Below are 18,352 nucleotides of genomic sequence, written 5' to 3'. Positions count from 1 at the left end.
TTTTATTAAAACTTCTTCTTACGCATCATATCAAAGTATGCAACCGGTTGATCTACCTTCATGCGAATAGGTTGCAGTGGATGACGGGCGGCATCAAGCGAATTGCCTTTCTCATCCCATATTTCGCCAACCGTTTGCTTGAAGAACGTATCGTTAGGTCCAAAGAATTCTACTTCCTGACCTGGCTTAAAGTGATTGCGCTGTTGAACTAGTGCCGTACCACTTTCAGCATCGTATTCAATTACAAGTCCGGCAAAATCATACGGAGCTGCTTTTTCTTCAGGCTCATAGATATGATCTTCATGATCCGGAGTATCATAGAAGAATCCTGTGTTTAGCGGACGGTTAGCGGCTTTATTAAGCTCATCCAGCCATTCCTGCTTCAATTCATACCCTTCCGGATCTGCCATATAAGCATCAATGGCTTTACGATATGCATTAACGACAGTAGCCACATAGTGGATTGACTTCATTCGTCCTTCGATCTTGAAGCTGTCGATACCCACTTCAATCAGTTCAGGTATACTTTCCAGCATACACAAATCCTTAGAGCCCATGGAGAAGGGATTATCTCCTTGCTGATGCAGTGGAATCTGAGTTACACCTGGAAGCAAAGGAGCTGGAGATTTCGCTTCAGCCTGCTCTTCCTCAGACACCCAAGTCCCTTCCGGACGTGCATCCTCAAACAAATCATATTTCCAGCGGCAAGACTGGCAACAGCCCCCGCGATTGGAATCACGGTCGGTGAAATGGTTGGACAATACACAACGGCCCGAATACGAGGAACACATTGCACCATGGATGAAGCTTTCGATTTCAATGTCGACATGTTTTTTAATCTCAGCGATCTCTTCCAGGCTTGTCTCACGGCCCAAAACAACACGCGGAAGCCCCTCTTCCTTCCAGAAGGACACCGCTTGCCAGTTCAACGTAGACTGCTGTGTACTCAAATGCACTTCAAGACCAGGCACTAACCGGCGTGCTGTATCTACAATGATTGGATCAGCTACGATAATAGCAGCAATCCCAGCTTCATATAAGTTACGCAGGTATTCTTCAATTCCCGCGACATCTTCATTGTGAGCATAAATGTTTGTTGCAACAAATACCTTAGCGCCATATTTCTTGGCGAATTCAACACCTTCGCGCATTTCCTCGAAGCTGAAATTATCTGCGCCGGAACGCAAGCCGTATTGTTGTCCTCCGATATAAACAGCATCCGCACCATAGTGTACTGCGAACTTCAATTTTTCCAAATTACCAGCCGGAGCGAGGAGCTCCGGTTTGTCCAGACGGTAACGTTTGCCCTTATATTGCGGCTTTGTCATGGTTCCCATTCCTGTTCTCCCCTCCATCGCCCACAAAGCTAAGTCACATGCTATAAATGCTGTACCTAATCTTCGTGGGGACCTATAACCTCTTTATTTTTATCAAACTTAATATACTTGCTCTTTATAGAAAAATCCGAAGCTTAACTCCCGTTCAGGGTCCTGCACCGTTCTGATTACATCCATCCATTCCTCATTGAAGGCATAACCTTCTGGATCAGCCGCATAAAGATCTATAGCTTTACGATAAGTCTTCACAACCGTTACATTATACGCTATCGATTTCAAGAGTCCCTCAATCTTAAGGCTGTGTATACCTGCAGCCATCAGAATATGCAGATCCTCCAAAATACAAATATCATCCGAGCTCATAATATGAGTGCCGTTCTCGTCTTCATAAATCGGGAATTTCTGGTCATCTCGTTCTTCCTCAATCAGAAATAGTCCGCGTTCCTTCCCGAGACTTCCTCCATCACTAGGACGGCCTTGATGTGACATATAGCTTTCAACAAGCTTCCGCTTGGAATGGTATATATTGGTCATTCCATGAACCTGCACCTGTGCCTCAATCTCCAAAAGCGGAACCATTTCCGTCATTTCATCCATATTCAGCTCACGGGCCAGCACAACGCGAGAAGCCCCCTTGCGTCCCCAATAATTCGCGGTCGCATAGTTGGTGGAAGTCATTTCCGCATTCCAGTGCAGCTTCATTGCTGGCGCTTCTTTCTTCACAGTGGTTAACACTGCTGGATCCCCGAATTCAACACCATCAATGCCAAGCTCACCTAAAGCCTTCACATAGGCAGGAAGCTCATCCAGCAGACGGTTGGACATCAGCCCACCCAAGCTTGCATACACTTTGCAGCCTCGCGAATGTGCCATTTCTACGACAGTCGCTGTATCCTCCAGAGAGAAATGTCCAGCAAGCCGCATCCCAAAACGGTCATCCCCAATGAGCAACGCATCTGCTCCGGCATCCAGCAGAGCAGCGGCTTCCTCCAAGGACGCTGCCGTTACCAGCAATTCCGGTTTGTTAGTCATGTTGTACCTCCTACTTGTACAGTTATTTCAACCGCACCACTCTTCATTTTAATAGTTTATTTCGATTCTTGCTTACTTTTTTCGATATTGGCTAAATGTTCCTTGTAGGTCTTAGCAAATAAATGGCCCTGTGTACCATCTTTTTTGGTCACATAGAAGTAATATTCAGAAGCTTCTGGTTCGAGTGCCGCTTGAATGGACTCCAGCCCCGGATTACTAATAGGTCCCGGAGGAAGTCCAATATTCTTATACGTATTATATGGACTATCAACTTCCAAATCTTTATACAAAAGTCTTTCCTTCTGCTTATTGAGTAAATATTGAACGGTAGCGTCGATCTCCAGCTTCTGCTCTTTCTTTAGGCGGTTATAAATAACACCAGCCACAAGCGGACGTTCACTATCCACCACAACTTCCCGCTCAACCAGCGAAGCTACGGTCAACAGTTCATGCAGAGACAATCCACGCGTTTCTAGCTTTTGCTGCCAGTTAGGAATCGTATCTAGCTTCTTCTGGAACTGATCCAAAAGCGCTTCTACAACTTCCTGGGGCGTGCTATCTTTGGCCAGTTCATAGGTTTCGGGGAATAAATATCCTTCAAGACGGTGGCGTAGATTCTTATCCTGCGGGATACCCAGAATATCAATCCCCTTCAAACCTGCACCAGTATCCATAATTTCAAGAAAAGTAGCCGCATCCTGATTCCAGGCTTCAGCGAGCTTCTTAGCGATCTGCTCAGCAGTATATCCTTCGGGGATAGTAAAGACCACAGTTTCTTCCTTAACTACATCACCTGCATTTAATCTTGCAATGAGTTCATCATAGCTGTCACCGGGCTTAGCGATATAAGTACCTGCTTTGAAGCTAGAGCCTTCTTTAGTCCATTTCAAATATCCCTTAAAAAAAAGACTCTTACGGATAATGCCATTTTGCTCAAGCAGATCAGCAATCTCCGCACTTCCCATGCCCTTCTCTATCGTAAATGTTACAGCAGGACCTGCAGGCTCTACCGGCTGCATCCCGTTCCAAATGTACCATGCGCCCCCACCTCCTGCTGCTACCAGCAAAAGAATAATGATTAACACAGTACGGATTGCGGATTTCAAGTCTGGTTCCTCACTTTCCGACTATAAAGTATAAAAGTGTATTGCCTAAAATTCAATATATATTTCCTTAGATTGATGTATATAGGATATTGCTCGCATTTCAAGCAAAAAGAGCGCGGAATTCTCCGCCCTCTTCCGTGCCCATCATAAATGTAACGTACATGTTTAAGTTTTATTCAGCGCCATCTGCTGGAAAAGTCATCTCATCGTATAGCTCAGAGATGTCTTCCCACTCTTCATCGTCCATAATGCTCTCTAATTCCGGAAGTCCGTCAGAAGAGACAACGATACGCAGGATTTCATACTCCACGTCTTTGCCAGAGCCTTTCAGCACTGCATATCCGCGATCACCGACTTCAAATTCGGCGATAATATCGTAAATGGAAGATTTGCCTTGCTCATCTTCCAGTTCTACAGTTTCTCCGTAGGCTTCTTTAAGCCGTGAAGTCCATACCGCTTGATCAGCGGATATCTCAGTCATTCTCCGATCCTCCGTCCAACTCGTCGACCAGTGTGTTGAAAGTCTCTTCGACAATCGCCCACTCCTCGTCATTATCGATCATGAACAATTGAAGATCGTCGCCTTCTTCCACATAACGGAACGCGTATACCTCATCGGTTTCCTCGTCCTCGGAGTCTAGCGGAACCACCATCATATACTTAGCGTCCGAGCCATCAACCTCAAACTTCATAATGACCTCGAATTCCTCTTCATTACCTTCCTCATCGGGAATATAGATAATTTCCGGTTCTTCCTCTTGGCCAATCTGTTCGTTTGTCATATCCTCGCACCCCTCACCTTTTACTGTTAGCATCCAAAAAATTTTGCAAAATCAGGGCTGCAGCCATTTTATCCACAATCCCCTTGCGTTTCTTCCGGCTGACGTCCCCTTCAATCAGCACCCGCTCTGCGGATACCGTCGTCAGACGCTCATCCCAAAGGTGTACGGGCATTTCTAACTCTTCCCGTAGCTTATCAGCGAACTCTATACAGATTTCGCCCCGGGGTCCTACTGAGCCGTTCATATTCTTCGGTAGACCAACTACAATCTCTCCAATTTCGTGCTCTGCAACAAGTTCACGAATGCGTTCGAACTCATTACCCGTACCTCGGCGCTCAATCGTTTCAAGAGCTTGTGCCGTCCAGCCAAAAACATCACTTGTGGCTACACCGATTCTACGGTCGCCGTAATCTAAACCTAACTTCTTCTTCATTTCGGATTGTCCACCCTGTGATTGACGAGATAGAATCTAACCAGCTCTTCAATCAGCTCATCACGTTCTTTTCTCCGGACCAAACTTCTCGCATTGTTATGGCGCGGAATGTAAGCCGGATCTCCGGAAAGAAGATACCCTACGATCTGATTGATCGGATGATACTCTTTCTCCACCAGTGCATCGTATACTGCTAGCAATATTTCCTGGGGAGAAGCTTCCTTTTCGTCGCCCTTCACATTGAATTTGACCGTTTTGTCCATGGAGTCCATTTGTGACACCTTCCTTCTGCAAAATCGCCTTTTGGGACGGCTTCGCAAAGTTGCTACTGTGCAGCTCGCTTGCTTCCTTTATCATAACATATTCATGCCCCAACGAGGAAATCCTGCCCGTTATTAACGCTTTTTTTGGCATTTTCTCTACAAAAATTATGATATTTTTGGCTTTTAAGCTATTGTCAAGCACAATTATTCATGAATATCTAACATCCTGCTAATAAAGAGTAGCGGTACTGATATCAAACTCTCAGTACCGCTATGTTTTCTCGTAATACGTTTAGTTAGAGAAATGGTTTCGTAATTTTAACTTAGGCTAAGGAAGCTACCAATTCTTCAGCCTTTGCCAATGCTTCGTTTAGCTTAGAAGCATCTTTACCGCCGGCTTGCGCCATATCTGGACGCCCACCGCCACCACCGCCGCAAACCGCTGCAATTTCTTTAACGAGTTTACCAGCGTGGAAACCTTTCTTCACCAGGTCTTGCGGTACAGATACTACAAAGTTCACCTTATCATCCATCGCCGCACCTAGTACAAGCACTGCATCCGGAAGCTTGGATTTCAATTCATCCGCTGTGGAACGCAAAGCATCCATATTGCCTGCTTGAACAGCAACAGCCAGGAGCTGCGTACCTGCGCCAACTGTCTTCACGCTGCTTGTAAGTTCAGCAGCAAAAGTAGCACTCAGCTTGGATTGCAAGGACTCATTCTCACGCGAAAGCTCACGCACCTGGTTATGCAGCGCTTCGATCCGTTTCGGAACGTCATTCAGAGAAGACTTAAGAAGGCCTGCTGATTGTTTGAGCAAATCTAGCTGACTTTCAGTGAACTGGTAAGCGTAACGTCCGGTAACCGCCTCGATGCGGCGCACTCCGGAACCAATGCCACTTTCGCTAAGCAGCTTGAAAATTCCGATTTGCGACGTGTTGGATACATGACAACCACCGCAAAGCTCAAGGCTGTAATCACCCACTTGAACGACACGGACGATATTACCGTATTTTTCACCAAAGAGTGCCATTGCTCCCATTGCTTTAGCTTCATCAATCGGCTTGTTCTCAATCACTACATCTAGACCGCGCCAGATTTGTGCATTTACGCGATGTTCGATATCGCTCAATTCTTCTGGAGTAATCGCTCCAAAATGGGAGAAGTCAAACCGCAAACGAGCACCTTCCACTAAAGATCCCGCTTGATTAACATGCCCGCCAAGAACTTCTTTAAGCGCTTTGTGCAATAAATGGGTAGCTGTGTGGTTCTTCACGATATCTTCACGCTCCGCACGATCCACTTCCGCGCGAACGGATTCGCCCACTTTCAATTCTCCCGCTTCCACAGTTACCAAATGTACGTGTTGGCCGTGTGGAGCTTTAAAGAGTCCTTTTACCTTAGCTGTAACTGAACCCCCAGTAAGCACACCCGTGTCACTTACTTGTCCGCCGCTCTCAGCATAGAACGGTGTTGTATCAAGAATAACTTGGCATTCTGCGCCTTCACTGGCGACATCTACCAATTCATCACCCACAACAATAGCCAGGATTTTCGACTCTGTTACCGAGTCATTATATCCAACAAATTCACTTTTAACCGTCAGGTCTGCTAGTGCGCCTCCCTGGATCTTCATGCTGCCGCCATCATGACGTGCAGCTCTCGCACGGTCACGTTGCTCCTGCATAGCCGCATCAAAACCTTCTCGGTCTACAGTTAAACCTTGCTCCGCTGCGAAATCTTCGGTCAGGTCAAATGGGAACCCATAAGTATCATATAACTTAAATGCATCGGCTCCAGCAATATTGCTGAGACCCTCTGCTTTTGCTTTAGCACTGATCTCACCCAAAATAGCCAATCCGTCAGACAATGTTTCGTGGAAACGTTCTTCTTCAGTACGAATAATCTTTGCGATATATTCGCGGTTGTCCACAACGGATGGATAGTAGACACCCATAATTTCGCCAACGGTTTCAGTCAGCTCATACAGGAATGGACGATCCAGACCCAAGGTCTTTCCGTACCGAACAGCACGGCGAAGCAAACGGCGGATAATATAACCGCGTCCTTCATTAGAAGGAAGTACTCCATCCCCGACCGCAAAAGTAACGGTACGCACATGGTCAGCGATTACTTTAAGCGCGATATCCTGCTCAACGTTATCTTTATAAGTTACACCCGCGAGCTGTGCTGTCTTTTGAATAATAGGTTGGAACAAATCAGTGTCGAAGTTGGAATCTACATCCTGTAGAATGGATGCAAAACGCTCCAAGCCAGCCCCTGTATCAATGTTTTTATTCGGAAGCGGCGTATAGCTGCCATCCTTGTTATGGTTGAATTGTGAGAACACCAGGTTCCATACTTCTAACCAGCGTTCATTTTCTCCACCTGGATACATTTCCGGATCGCTCATATCACTGCCGTAAGCTTCACCACGGTCATAAAAGATTTCCGAGCAAGGACCGCATGGGCCTTCGCCAATATCCCAGAAATTATCGTCGCCCAGCTTAATGATGCGTTCAGCAGGCAGGCCAACCTTTTCATTCCACAGCTTAAATGCCTCTTCATCCTCTGCGTACACCGTTACGGAAATACGTTCCGGGTCAAAGCCGATCCACTCTTTGCCGGTTAGGAACTCCCAAGCCCATGTGATAGCTTCTTCTTTGAAATAATCGCCGATGGAGAAGTTACCCAGCATCTCGAAAAATGTATGGTGACGGCGTGTCTTACCCACATTCTCGATATCATTGGTACGAATACATTTTTGTGAGTTAGTCAGGCGCGGATTTTCTGGAACCTCCCGGCCATCGAAGTACACTTTCAAAGGTGCCATACCCGCATTGATCCACAGAAGCGAAGGATCGTTGTGAGGAACGAGGGACGCACTTGGTTCAATCTTGTGACCTTTACTTTCAAAAAACTTAAGCCATTTGGAACGAATTTCACTTGCTTTCATCATTTACAGCTCCCGTCTCATCTTTTTACTTCGGCATTTACACCGGAAATTACAAAATACCTAAAAAATAAAAACAAAAAAACGCCCCTGAATAATTCAGGGACGATTAATATCGCGGTACCACCCTGGTTATCGCCTTGACCCCACTAATGGGACAATTGCAGACGATCGCCTTGTCGCGGCTGATAACGGGCGCCCCCGGTGAGCATTGATCTCACACTCCGAAATTAGCTTTCCACCGGCCTGTCTTCAAGGTTCTCACAGCCATTACGAAACGTTTCGTAAAGGAACCTTTTCTCTGATCAAGCCATCCTCCGGTGTACTTCATTTTCATCAACGATTTGTCCGATTTGCATTTTAACATTTCAAGTATAGCCAGTGCCCTTGCTTCTGTCAATCTGGGGATGGGCGAATGTGAAGAATAACACATGATTTTTGTAACAGTAAACTTGGACTCAAAAAGGATATAGTGAAATCTAAGGTTAATTTGGAATATTTTGTATCAGGAGGACTGCCGTCGATGCTTCACTCCAAGGAGTTCAATCTATCATCGATTTTTGAAGCAAAGCCTACACACTACCTTTTTATAGCGAGCCTCATTTTTATTCATATTATTTTTACTCTTGCGGTTAATCTCATCCTTTTTGAGCATGGATATTTAAGTTTTATTGCCAAAAACACAAACCACTGGATCAATGAAACGTTAGCCGCCAATCTAGTTGGGCTTCTCTTAGAAGTAATTATTTTTTTGATTCTGATAGCTAAAGTTTCGCCCCGGGATTTTGGGTTAAAAATAGAAAAATTAAGAGCCGGACTGCTGGGTACCTTTCTGTTTTGGCTCGCTATAAATATAGTAGATTTGTGTATGGTACACCTGAATCACTCAGAGCTAACACTTAACAATGCTATCTTCAGCCATTCAAATTTAGTTTTCGGTGAAATTCTAGGTCAAGTCTTGGGAAATGCTTTATTGGAAGAAATCTTATTTCGCGGCTTCCTGCTCGTTCAAATCTATCTATACTTAAAAAAAATCAACAACAAAACTACACGGATGATCTCTGCAATGCTGATTTCACAATCGATCTTTGCCACCATACATATCCCAAACCGGATTTACTCAGGATTAGTTGGAATGGAGTTTGTTTATGATTTTATCATGCTTCTAATTCTAGGAATTATATTCGCTCTACTCTATATCTTAACCCGAAATTTATTTTTCGTGATCGGCGTTCACTCATTAATGAATATTCAGATAGTGTTTTGGAACAGCAATTTCACATATACGGCAACTTTATTATGTGTCTTATTACTGACCTGTCTTTTGCTTTGTATAAAAAGGAAAACATTTCGTGCGCAGCAACGGGCGGATATGGGGCTCTGATAATTAGAACTTTAATTATTCACAAAAAGAAGTTCCCCCCTTTAAGCAGGAGGAACTTCTATCACTATTACTATAATGTCTCTATTAATTCGCACCCTCTGCAATAGCTTTATAAGCAGCTAAATCCGTATAAACTTCCTCTTTAAGCGGATTGCGTTTATGCTTGATGATTTTATAGAAATGATAACCAAACACTGCAATATTAGCAGCTAAAGATAATGCACTTACTATCCACAGAGCGGTTTCACTATGAGAGGATTGTACAGAGAACTTTGACTCACCAACAAACGCCGGGAACGACATCGTAAACATCATCCAAATCGCCAAAGTCTGTGCACGATGCTGCAGCCATGCCCCTTTTTTAAAGAAGAACGCCGGGATGGTACAAGAGATCAACAATGCTGCACCTGCATAGAAGGAATGGTCAGAAACTGCATTATATACATAGGCAAAGTTCCAAATGTCATAAGCAATGATCCAGAACCAAAGCTGGTCAGGCCACAACATATCTTTACTCTTATCTTTACTGATCACAATACCCATCCAACCAGAAATCGTAATAATGTTCAGAATACCTGCGATCCCGTTCATAATGTTCCAAGGACCACCTACCATCATTACGCCATCCACCATACCTTGCAAGCTGTACACTTGGAAATCACGAATAACTGCTTCAAGAATGTTAACTGCAAGGATAATAGCCGGGAACATTAATATATATTTATTTTTGTCCCATCCTTTAACATAACGGATAGCCATAAACCCTATACATCCTGCCAAAGCAGAATATACTTTTACCCAGTGAAACCATGTTCCAGTACTGGAGCCTTCTCCTGCCGTATTTGGCCAAACCGCTATGGTAAGAACAATAGGGACAACTATAAACAGAATGATTGAGAACCACTTGCTCTTCCGTGCTATTTCATTTACAAACATTAATCCTGCTAGTACTACTAACCACATTAGCGCAGAGTACCAGGGAATCGATTCGAATAAAAACATGTTTTACTCCTCCTTGTAGGTTGGTGTATGTAATCTGTGTCTCAGGTCCAATATAGCCCATCCCTCTTTAAACGATCAAATCGCTTAAAACGTTGATTTATCAGTGTTTTTTTAGTTTCATTTCAAGTTGAGTTTACACAACCCTAGCACTAGAATTCGCCAAACTTTCTACCTTTCTTCTGAGAAATCTATTAGAATACATGTCTATAGAACTATATACTGCAAACCTAACTTGAATGTAAAAAAACCTTGTCGACAAATTTCTTTGTGGACAAGGTTCCTCTTTAATGTTATTCAAAAGAATCGTTCAACCAAGTGTTTCGCGTATATAATACAATTCTCAAGTGTAGGGAAGTTCATGATTTCTCCAGCTAAATAGATATTGTTTTTCCCCTGCATCTGATCAACCCGTTCATAAAATCCCTCATGTAGCGCATTAGAATCCACATGTGGGAAATGCCTCCAACGCTTCATCATATATAGTCGAATGCTCTCTCCGCCCAGCTCGCGAAGTTTATTTTCTACCGTCTCTCGCATTTCCAGATCAGTCATAGCTTCATTCTCTGCTACATAAACCGTAACTAGATCCGTAGTTCCCATATCTGCCCACCGATAGTACCATGCCATCATATGCCCTTTACGTTCAGGGTACATATTCCGGGGGATATAGCCAGAAAGCTCCGGCAACCCCTTCACTCTATACGCATATACCCTAAACCATTCATAGGTTATATTCGCTAATAAAGTTTTGTCCTCACTTGACAGGCTAACTGTATCGCCCATTTGCTCTAAAGCTGCTGTATAAATGACCTTGTCAAAATAAAAGATGTCCTGACTCGTCTCTACTCGAACCTGCCCATCTTGTTCTTGCTCCATAAAAAGCACTTCACAAGTCAGGCGTAGATCGTTTACTTGGTCGGCCATTCGTCTGATCAGCTCAGTAACACCCTTAGGCCAGGTTATCATATGAGTAATTTCAATAAACGACAACAGATTATCATAGCTTAGAAATTTCAGCACATATGCAGCGGGAACATTATGGATACCACCGAATCCAAAAGTATTAAAATAATGCATGTAGACCTGCTCAAGGACAGACAGCTTATTCTCTACACACCACTGCGAAAATGGCTGACATAAATCTGGCGGTAAGTGGAGAAAACCCGGTTCTTGGAGAGACTCATAGCGTTTCAGAATATCCGGCAATCGTTTGAATTCTTGTGTAAACGCCTCTATCTGCTCCATGGGAATTTGTGAAGTTTTTCTCCCATTATTATCAAAAAATCCACGTTCTAACAATGGTCCCCTATCCATAAGATCAAAATCTCTCATAAAATCCATCGTATGTTTATAGGTAGGCAGGCCGATTAGCGTCCCCATTTCATAACTTTTTCCTTTGTACTCAATAGAATGACACTTTCCTCCTACTCTATCCGACTTCTCCATGAGGGTAATGTTGGTATATCCTTTTTTCGCTAATTCATAAGCAGCCGTAACCCCAGAAATCCCTGCACCGATGATTCCAATTCGGTCTTTATTCTTCGTGTTTGTCATCATCCGTTATCTCCTTGTAAATAACCATAATGGCAAAGTTTCTCGTTGTCCCGTATAGGCAAGTGCGACATCCGATGGTATTTTACCTTGATTAGGTCCGTCTGTAATTTGCCTGCTGAAGTTGTAGGTTCTCAAGTATTCATGTAAGCGCTTTTCTAAAATCTCAAAAGAATCTATCGTATCATCTACCCAAGCCTGCTGGTAGAATTCTTTGGTCAACACCGCCGCAAATTGCTGCAAGGGCTGAAATATCTCTGTTTGGTCTACCGTTATAGCTACTTGATTAATATTGTTCTTATGTAAAAATTCACTATATTTATGTTTTCCTCTGTCCCAGTTCGTAATGAATTCACGGCTTTTGTTCGTAACCAGATTATCGATATGAAAATCTAATGTCTTCATCAATGGGAGAACTTTCAGATGCATAAAATCTATAAAATGAATGGTAGATTTCCGATTGTATAGCTTAACTAGACCTAGTCTGGAGTAGGCATCATAAATTACATATTGATATACCTTTCCGACCCTCGGGAAAACTCCCAAATAGCTAATACTCTGCTGACACATATACCCGGGATGAGCATTTATCGGATTCTTCATCTTATAATCTAGTATTTTCCGTTTCTCTTTAAATCCTTTAGTGTGAGTGGATTGTGCGCCATTCCTCTTCTTTGCTTTGATTTGATTGGCGTAAGCTTCACGTTCTATTCGTTTATTTAGTCCGTTTCGACGTAGTACATTATAAATACCGGATTCCCCTATTTGCATACCTTCATCTTGCAGTTCATAAAAGATGCGTTTAGGCCCATCCTCAGGAAATCTGGCGACGTACTCCAAGATCAATCTTTCCGTTCTCTTATCTACTTTATTAGGCATTACCGGCTTTCTTTTCTTCTCCCCAAGTCCATCCATTCCATGTTGTTGATAAGCTTTAGACCACTTATAATAGATCGTCCGGGAAATGCCAAACTCCTTACAGGTTTCGCTCACATTCTTGCTGATGGCCCCTTGCATGAGGATATGATATTTGCTGTTCGCATTCACCTATTTGCACCCCTCCTATCTTTATTTTATACATAGTTAACGTTTAATTCATTACTATTCTTAAAAAAATGGGAGAACGCTCAAAGCGTCTCACCATTCCGAACAAAATGCGTTATGTATTTCCCTGCGGAAATCTCCAAGCAATTTAGTCGTTGGCCATATGCACAGCCACCATCTATGCCAATTTTATCTCCCAGTGGACTAAACCAGATTTCTTCTGAATCATGCAGATCCATCGTCGAAGTATGACCGAAAACAACCGTTTTATTAGTGCTAACTACCGGATTCTTATAAAAGGGTTCTCTAATCCAGATAAAATCATAAGGGTCCTGCTGTTTCCAATCCTCTATTAATGGATTAATGCCTGCATGAACAAAAATATGTTCTTCCGTCTCATGATAAAGCGGCAATGTGCTCAGAAAGTCTATATGATGTCTATAGTCCCGCCTAATTTTTTCTTTTAGCTGCATATAATCCTTCCAGCCAAAATCCTTCTGCAAACCTTCGTAGCCCGCCTCGCAATAGCTCATCAGTGTATGAAATCCGCCGTTAGTTAGCCAATGGGTATCCAATTTATCATCATCGCTGGTGAGCGCATCGCAAGCCATTTTATCGTGATTTCCTTTGAGAACTATCGCTCCACATTCTTGCTGCAGAGTCATCACTTGCTCCACAATTCCTTTACTGTCCAGACCTCTATCCACATAATCTCCCATTAAAATAAGCTTATCCTCCGCCGGGCGATAATTCACTTTTGATAATAGGGCATTGAATTCTACATAACTTCCGTGAATGTCACTAATTGCAAATATTCTGATGATAATCACTCCTTGCTCTAAGATGCAAAAAAAGATGTTCCCGCAGGTCTGCAGGAATATCTTTTGATGTTGGGCTTTCTATACTGAATCTATAACTAATGGCTCCTCATCCGACTGTGGAAAAAAATGACGGCTTCTGACCTCATGCACCGCTTCTTGAAAACGATCGCACAAAAAGATCAGCTGGTCGATCTCTTCCTTACCGACCTTTTGCGTGATTTCACTCAAAATGCCGGAATAGGATGCCATCTGCCTGCTATAAATCTGCTCTCCAAGCTCACTCAGACAGATATATACGACCCGACGATCTGTATCGGATGTTGTACGCACTACGTAACCTTTTTCCTCCAAAGTATTTGCCATTTGCGTGGCAGTAGGTCTACTTATCTGGAGCAGGTCACTTAATTTAGAAATCATAACTCCCCGGTGCTGTTTGTCACCTTCAGTGGCTTTCTTTTGCTTCATTACAGTGTGAATGACGTACATCATAACAAACTCTCTATACGATACTACATCAATCGAGTAGGGGCGAGCAGTCAGACGCTTTATATTTTCAAGGGCTATGATCAGCTTCTGCTCTTGATTGTCATGGGTATCCATAGGGCACCTCCAATATACCTCAATCTAATTAGATTACTTACCTATTCCCAAAAAATCAAGTCAAATTCAAATTCTCTTTAAATTAAAATTTAATAATTAACCTGTTGTGCTAATTGATGAATTTGTGTATTATACATAAATGATAGTTTGGCTACCTAATTATTACGACATGAATTCCCAAACTACAATATATAGAAGTTAAAGGAGAGGAACTGCTCTGGAGCATCTCACTCAGAAAAAGAAAGTTACAATTATGATTGCTTTAATGGCGGCTATGTTTTTCGCAGCAATCAACCAGACGATTGTGGGCACAGCAATGCCCCGAATTATTGCGATGCTTGGAGGTATTGAACATTATACCTGGGTAATTACCATCTATATGCTCACCTCAACCATTGCTACCGTACTTGTCGGTAAGTTATCCGATATTTACGGAAGAAAGCCCTTCCTGTTATCAGGGATTGTCATTTTTATTATAGGTGCTTTCCTATCCGGATTGTCGACCAACATTTTTCAAATGATCACTTATCGCGGGATACAAGGTCTAGGCGGCGGGATTCTAATGTCGGCTACCGTAACCGCTGTAGGTGATTTGTTCGCTCCAAGAGAGAGAGCCAAGTGGACTGGAATTATGATGGCGATATTTGGTTTCTCCAGCGTAATTGGTCCTACCCTTGGCGGATTCATGGTAGATCACATGGCTTGGAAATGGATCTTCTGGATCTTCTTACCTTTCGGGATCGTGGCCTTCTTTATGATTTTGAAAATGTTCCCTAAAACAACGCGTTCTACATCTGAGTCCATCGACTACTTAGGCTCCATTTTCCTTTCCCTGACCATCGTTGCGCTCCTGCTGGGCTTTTCATGGGCGGGAACAAAATATGACTGGGGTTCTCCGGAGATTCTAGGCTTGTTTGGGGCTTCCATTCTGGGTCTGATTATCCTGATTCTGATTGAACGTAAAGCTAAAAGCCCAGTATTGCCATTATCCTTATTTAAAAATTCCATCGTATCCATCTCAATGATTGTCGGCTTCCTGATGAATGCTGGTATGATGGGCGCAATGATCTACCTGCCTTTCTTCGTGCAAGGGGTAGAGGGCGTCTCCCCAACTAAATCTGGTTTTATCAATATGCCAATGTCACTTACTATGATTGTACTAAGTACTTTAGTGGGAAGATGGATCTCCAAAACAGGAAAATATAAACGTTATGCTCTAATGGGGATGCCATTCATGGTTGTAGCCATGATATTAATGGCCTTTATGAGTAACATTGCTACGGCTGTAGTCAGCATGATTATCTTCGGGGTTGGGTTAGGACTATCGATGCCTGTATTTACACTAACCGTACAAAATGCTGTAGCGCCTTCAATGCTAGGTGTTGCTACTGCTACAAATACTTTATTCCGTAATTTAGGTGGAACCATAGGTATTGCCATCATGGGTACCATTATGAACTCCTCATTAACGAAAAAATTAGAGGCAGCGGTGTCCTCTGGCAAAGGTCCGGATTTATCCAAACTTGATCCTGAATCCGCTAAACAGCTTTCTGCCTTTATGAATCCTCAAATGCTGCTAGATCAGCCTAAGCTTAAAGAATTGCATGCAACACTGCCAGAGCAAATTCAGCCGCTCTTCAATCAATTGATTGAGATGCTGCGGAACGCACTAAGCGATTCCCTGACAGTTGTGTTCTTAAGTGGTACGGCGCTGTTAGTTATCGCAGCACTGCTCGTTCTGTTCCTTAAAGAGATTCCATTACGTAGTGGAGAGAAAAAAATGGAGACACATGCAGAGGATAAAAACGGGAGTAAAAAACTCGAAAAATCTGTGCCTGCTGCACATTAATCACAAATAACCTTACATTAGAGATGTCCGTAAACAGCTTAGGCTGTGCGGCATCTCTTTTTTTATAAGAAGGGCTAGGATTCGTTTGGTTGATCGTTCAATTCTTCGAAGTAAACATAGACTCCGTTTAACAGCTCCATTAACGTATCCGTCTGTTCTTTGCCCATGTAATCAATCATACCTTTAAAGGTATTCCGGGATTTCGTTACAGCCATCTCAGCCAGATGCTCCCCTTTTTCCGTAAGCGTGATCTCGCTAACTCGGCGATCCTGTGCATCAGAAGTACGCACCACATATCCTTGTGCAATCAGACTATTGAGCATTTGGGTAACCGTAGGAGAGGTGACTTTCAGAAACTTGCTAATTTCCGAAACCGTCTGTCCCTTCTTCCCTTCCCGTTCTTTACCAAGCTTTAAAGAAACCAACATCCGGACCTCACTTGGCTTCAAGCCCCAAATCGTGGTTTTACGCCAATTCATTCTAGCGAATTGTTGGAAAGCCTCCATTAATCCATCCACATTCTGATATTTCTCTTCGTTCATCAGTACACCCCATAAAATCATTTAACACTAAGTATAGCCTAATATGACGTAAAAAAGAATTGATAGATGTCAGATTACCCATTTTCAAAAAATAACTAATGGGATGTATAATATAATAATCATCCTAAATTGAAAGTGGGTATCTAATTTGTCCTTTTCTTACTCTACCTATGACGCTCTAGGACTTGCTTCACTTGTCAAAGCACGTGAAATTTCACCTCGTGAGCTGGTCGAAGCCGCCTTTGCTCGGTTAGATGAGGTCAATCCGGTCATAAATGCGGTGGTGCGCACCCGTCGTGAAGCTGCTCTTAGAGAAGCCGACGAGATGCCTGTTCAGGATAACACTCGGCCGTTTGCTGGCGTTCCGTTTCTATTAAAAGATATTTCCCAATCTATCGCTGGCGAGCCCATCACTTGTGGGGCTATGCTGATGAAGAACAATGTCGCACGGTGGGATTCAAATTATGTTGCACGAATTAGGAAAGCCGGCTTTATTCCACTTGGCCATACGAATACACCCGAGTTCGGCTTAAAAAACATTACAGAGAATGTCCTCCACGGCCCTGCTCGTAATCCTTGGAATCTCGAATATTCTACTGGAGGTTCAAGTGGCGGAGCCGCGGCGGCTGTAGCTTCTGGTATCGTTCCAGTAGCGGGAGCCAGTGATGGTGGTGGCTCCATCCGTATTCCCGCCTCATTCACAGGCCTATTCGGACTTAAACCCACGCGCGGGCGCACACCAGTAGGACCCGGAGTCGGCCGTCAATGGCAAGGGGCTTCTATTGATTTTGCCTTAACCCGGTCCGTTCGCGATAGCGCTGCTATGTTAGATCTGCTGCAGGTTGTGCAGCCAGAAGCCGCCTTCCAGACTCCGTTATACCCGGGCGTATATCTGGATGATCTGTTTAAGCCTACGCAACGTAAACTACGAATTGGATTTACGACTGCTTCCCCAGTAGGTACGCCTGTCTCTGAAGAGGCCGTAAATGCTGTTCTCAAATCCGTGAAATGGCTCGAAGCTGAAGGACATGCGGTTGAAGAAACAGAAAGTCCTGTGAATGGCACAAGACTGATGGAGAACTACTATACGATGAATGCCGGAGAGGTAGCAGCGATGTTCGTCTCCCTGGAGAGAAATATGGGACGTTCCATAACTGCTTACGATGTCGATATCATTACGTGGGTCCTTGGTGAGACCGGAAAAAATGTTTCAGCGGCCGAATTCGTACATAGTCTGGATGAATGGGACGTTGCAGCCGCCCAAATGGCGGAACTGTTTAATCATTACGACTTATATATAACACCTACGAATGCAAACTCTGCTCCCAAAATTGGTGAATTAACGCATAAACCTGCAGAGATAGCAAAGCTGCTGCACGTAAACGAATTGCCAAAAGAAGAACAGAGCCGCTTAATTTACGAGATGTTTGAGCCAAGCCTAACCTATACACCGTTCACCCAGCTCGCAAATCTGACAGGCCAGCCTGCAATGAGTGTGCCCGTCCATAAGTCAGCAAATGGCCTGCCGCTAGGCGTTCAAGTCATGGCGAACAAAGGCCGTGAAGATTTATTGCTTCAGCTTGCTGCCCAGCTTGAACAATCCGCTCTTTGGGTCGGCATGACTGGAAATCCGCTGTTCACCTGATCAATTA

Annotated in this window: 18 protein-coding genes; 3 read left to right on the top strand and 15 right to left on the bottom strand. The window is 43.6% G+C overall.

The genetic code is table 11. The annotated features are described in order from the left end of the window. Positions 1–5: 5 nt before the first annotated feature. The 9 genes from MKY54_RS08470 to MKY54_RS08430 all read right to left on the bottom strand — a co-directional run bounded on the left by MKY54_RS08470 (position 6) and on the right by MKY54_RS08430 (position 8,307). Positions 6–1,337 (bottom strand): U32 family peptidase, encoded by a 1,332-nt coding sequence (locus MKY54_RS08470; protein ID WP_036675585.1) that lies wholly within the window; start codon positions 1,335–1,337, stop codon positions 6–8. A gap of 99 nt (positions 1,338–1,436) precedes the next feature. Further along, positions 1,437–2,369 (bottom strand): peptidase U32 family protein, encoded by a 933-nt coding sequence (locus tag MKY54_RS08465; RefSeq protein WP_076126299.1) that lies wholly within the window; start codon positions 2,367–2,369, stop codon positions 1,437–1,439. A gap of 56 nt (positions 2,370–2,425) precedes the next feature. Beyond that, complete coding sequence (gene mltG, locus MKY54_RS08460) at positions 2,426–3,475, bottom strand: endolytic transglycosylase MltG (RefSeq protein ID WP_248547697.1); 1,050 nt, start codon at positions 3,473–3,475, stop codon at positions 2,426–2,428. Between the two features lie 172 nt (positions 3,476–3,647). Next, positions 3,648–3,956 (bottom strand): DUF1292 domain-containing protein, encoded by a 309-nt coding sequence (locus MKY54_RS08455; protein WP_076104918.1) that lies wholly within the window; start codon positions 3,954–3,956, stop codon positions 3,648–3,650. Beyond that, on the bottom strand, positions 3,949–4,257 hold the full coding sequence (locus tag MKY54_RS08450) for a DUF1292 domain-containing protein (RefSeq protein ID WP_038569507.1): 309 nt from the start codon (positions 4,255–4,257) through the stop codon (positions 3,949–3,951). The genes MKY54_RS08455 and MKY54_RS08450 overlap by 8 nt, the downstream gene beginning before the upstream one ends. Positions 4,258–4,270: 13 nt before the next feature. After that, the gene (ruvX, locus tag MKY54_RS08445; protein WP_036675598.1) at positions 4,271–4,690 is read right to left on the bottom strand and encodes a Holliday junction resolvase RuvX; all 420 of its coding nucleotides are present in this window, start codon (positions 4,688–4,690) and stop codon (positions 4,271–4,273) included. Then, on the bottom strand, positions 4,687–4,962 hold the full coding sequence (locus MKY54_RS08440; RefSeq protein WP_036675601.1) for an IreB family regulatory phosphoprotein: 276 nt from the start codon (positions 4,960–4,962) through the stop codon (positions 4,687–4,689). The genes ruvX and MKY54_RS08440 overlap by 4 nt, the downstream gene beginning before the upstream one ends. Before the next feature lie 314 nt (positions 4,963–5,276). After that, positions 5,277–7,910 (bottom strand): alanine--tRNA ligase, encoded by a 2,634-nt coding sequence (gene alaS, locus MKY54_RS08435; RefSeq protein WP_339190188.1) that lies wholly within the window; start codon positions 7,908–7,910, stop codon positions 5,277–5,279. A 214-nt stretch (positions 7,911–8,124) separates the two neighbouring features. After that, positions 8,125–8,307 (bottom strand): hypothetical protein, encoded by a 183-nt coding sequence (locus MKY54_RS08430; protein ID WP_139331120.1) that lies wholly within the window; start codon positions 8,305–8,307, stop codon positions 8,125–8,127. Positions 8,308–8,430: 123 nt separating this feature from the next. Here MKY54_RS08430 and MKY54_RS08425 point away from each other — a divergent pair, with 123 nt between their 5' ends. After that, the gene (locus MKY54_RS08425) at positions 8,431–9,291 is read left to right on the top strand and encodes a type II CAAX endopeptidase family protein (RefSeq protein ID WP_339190186.1); all 861 of its coding nucleotides are present in this window, start codon (positions 8,431–8,433) and stop codon (positions 9,289–9,291) included. Between the two features lie 84 nt (positions 9,292–9,375). Here the strand turns inward: MKY54_RS08425 and MKY54_RS08420 are convergent, their stop codons facing one another. The 5 genes from MKY54_RS08420 to MKY54_RS08400 form a co-directional block, all read right to left on the bottom strand. Beyond that, the gene (locus MKY54_RS08420; protein ID WP_076134042.1) at positions 9,376–10,293 is read right to left on the bottom strand and encodes a DUF5692 family protein; all 918 of its coding nucleotides are present in this window, start codon (positions 10,291–10,293) and stop codon (positions 9,376–9,378) included. A gap of 294 nt (positions 10,294–10,587) precedes the next feature. Beyond that, on the bottom strand, positions 10,588–11,850 hold the full coding sequence (locus MKY54_RS08415; RefSeq protein ID WP_076184718.1) for an FAD-dependent oxidoreductase: 1,263 nt from the start codon (positions 11,848–11,850) through the stop codon (positions 10,588–10,590). A 3-nt stretch (positions 11,851–11,853) separates the two neighbouring features. Further along, positions 11,854–12,891: a helix-turn-helix domain-containing protein gene (locus MKY54_RS08410; RefSeq protein ID WP_339190184.1), complete on the bottom strand. Its 1,038-nt coding sequence runs from the start codon at positions 12,889–12,891 to the stop codon at positions 11,854–11,856. Between the two features lie 80 nt (positions 12,892–12,971). Then, positions 12,972–13,718: a metallophosphoesterase family protein gene (locus MKY54_RS08405; protein WP_339190183.1), complete on the bottom strand. Its 747-nt coding sequence runs from the start codon at positions 13,716–13,718 to the stop codon at positions 12,972–12,974. Between the two features lie 69 nt (positions 13,719–13,787). Then, on the bottom strand, positions 13,788–14,309 hold the full coding sequence (locus tag MKY54_RS08400; RefSeq protein WP_076126288.1) for a MarR family transcriptional regulator: 522 nt from the start codon (positions 14,307–14,309) through the stop codon (positions 13,788–13,790). A gap of 217 nt (positions 14,310–14,526) precedes the next feature. Between MKY54_RS08400 and MKY54_RS08395 the strand changes: the two genes are divergently transcribed. Continuing rightward, entirely contained in the window at positions 14,527–16,158 is a 1,632-nt protein-coding gene (locus MKY54_RS08395) for an MDR family MFS transporter (RefSeq protein ID WP_076192880.1), read from the top strand. Positions 16,159–16,232: 74 nt separating this feature from the next. Here the strand turns inward: MKY54_RS08395 and MKY54_RS08390 are convergent, their stop codons facing one another. Then, positions 16,233–16,700, bottom strand: a complete 468-nt coding sequence (locus tag MKY54_RS08390) for a MarR family transcriptional regulator (protein ID WP_076126284.1) — start codon at positions 16,698–16,700, stop codon at positions 16,233–16,235. 148 nt (positions 16,701–16,848) lie between these two features. Here MKY54_RS08390 and MKY54_RS08385 point away from each other — a divergent pair, with 148 nt between their 5' ends. Then, complete coding sequence (locus tag MKY54_RS08385) at positions 16,849–18,345, top strand: amidase (RefSeq protein WP_076303816.1); 1,497 nt, start codon at positions 16,849–16,851, stop codon at positions 18,343–18,345. Positions 18,346–18,352: the final 7 nt, after the last annotated feature.

Origin of the sequence: Paenibacillus sp. FSL P2-0121 (assembly GCF_037975345.1) — a bacterium.
Lineage (GTDB): Bacteria > Bacillota > Bacilli > Paenibacillales > Paenibacillaceae > Paenibacillus_AQ > Paenibacillus_AQ odorifer.
This window is presented reverse-complemented; position numbering and strand designations above follow the sequence as displayed.